Source organism: Pseudomonas sp. 18173, from assembly GCF_050432945.1.
Taxonomy (GTDB): domain Bacteria; phylum Pseudomonadota; class Gammaproteobacteria; order Pseudomonadales; family Pseudomonadaceae; genus Aquipseudomonas.
In genome coordinates this window covers 1-1,602 of the sequence record NZ_JBKFTN010000066.1, presented here as the reverse complement: position 1 = coordinate 1,602, position 1,602 = coordinate 1, and the positions used below count along the sequence as shown (strand labels likewise).

General features: G+C 60.6%; 1 protein-coding gene and 1 pseudogene. Both read right to left on the bottom strand.

All coding sequences use genetic code 11. The features are described 5' to 3' along the window. Positions 1 to 196: 196 nt before the first annotated feature. Positions 197 to 1,126, bottom strand: coding sequence for a head maturation protease, ClpP-related (locus ACLD1X_RS29050; protein ID WP_429373717.1), 930 nt, complete (start codon positions 1,124 to 1,126; stop codon positions 197 to 199). A 58-nt stretch (positions 1,127 to 1,184) separates the two neighbouring features. Then, positions 1,185 to 1,602: pseudogene (locus ACLD1X_RS29045) on the bottom strand (phage portal protein); the annotation flags it as partial.

Here is a 1,602-nt window from a genome sequence, read left to right as displayed (position 1 = left end):
GCTCATGTGGTTATAGGCGTTGTCTTTCTGGTTTTCCGCCTGGCCCAAACGACCGGCCAGCGAGGCGCGCACCGAATCGCCGACTAAGTTGCCATTGCTAATGTGGCCATGGTGGTGAGGTCCACCCGTTGGGGTGGTGATCGAGCCCAGCGCATCCAGCAGTTTTTCCCGCGCCATCTCGGCCGTGCAGCTCAGGTCATTGAGGCAGGTGTTGAGTNGCGCGCACCGAATCGCCGACTAAGTTGCCATTGCTAATGTGGCCATGGTGGTGAGGTCCACCCGTTGGGGTGGTGATCGAGCCCAGCGCATCCAGCAGTTTTTCCCGCGCCATCTCGGCCGTGCAGCTCAGGTCATTGAGGCAGGTGTTGAGTAGCTCGGTGTGGCTGGTGACCAGCGAGCCACAGAACGCGGCATTGATCGCCGAACGGCGAGCACCATCCGCTGCCATGACCTGGGCGCGCATCTGATCCAAGGTCAGCGCAACCGGCGCCGATTCGACAGCCGGTGCAGGCGTTGGAGTCGGAGCTGGGGTTGGAGCCGGTGCTGGGGTTGGAGCGGATGCTCGCGGATTGAACAGATTTTGTGCCGAAGTAGGCATGTTGGTGAACTCCTGCATGCGTTTTGATGTGAGTTGGGCGGCCGCCTTGAACGGGTCAAGCACCCTGTCAGCGAAACCGGCCGCCACCGCTTCGTTGCCATCCATCCAGGTTTCAGCCTTGAGCAGCGCCTGTATGTCCTCGATCGCCTTGCCCGACTTACGCGAATACGCCTGAATCAGCGTGCTCTCGACCTTGTCGAGTAGGTCGGCGTACTCGCGCATGGCGTCGGCATCACCCACCTGCCCACCCCACGGCTTGTGAATCATCATCATGGCGTTGGCCGGCATGTTGATTTCATCGCCGGCCATGGCAATCACGCTGGCCATCGAAGCAGCGAGACCGTCGATGTACACCACCACTCGCGCCGAATGGCCGCGCAGCAGGTTGTACATGGTGGTCCCTTCAAACACGTCGCCACCCGGCGAGTGGATGTGCAGGTTGATCTGTGACACGTCACCCAGGGCGGCCAGATCGCGGGCGAACTGCTTGGCGGTGATGCCCCAGGCGCCGATCTCGTCGTACAGCATCACCTCGACCACCCCGCGCTGCTGTGCCGCACGGAGCGAGTACCAGCTTTCGCCGGGCTTATTCGTCTGGCTTATCGAGGCCCTCGGCCTCATCAGCGACAGGTTTTTTTGGCTGTTCATCGGTTTGCGTTTTTCCATAGATCTCGTGATAGAAGTCCGAACTGAAGACCAGTCCCTGTTCCCGGTTGGTTTTGATTTCCGAAGCCCGGGAACGCTTGAGCTCCTGCGGATTGCGCTGCCGCGCCCGCGCCACTTCCGATTCATCGGAAAAGCCGGCCTCGACCAGAATTTTCCAGGCATTGGCCTCATGGATTGGGTTGATCCAAGGCATCACCGGTCCTTGGTAGATCGCGCCAAACACGGTGTCCGGATCGACGTCGACCGGCACTTTGATCACCCCGCTGGCAATCGCCATGTGCAGCCATTCGCGATAGACCGGGCGGCTCCAGTAGTCGATAAATTCGTGCTGCAGCAGG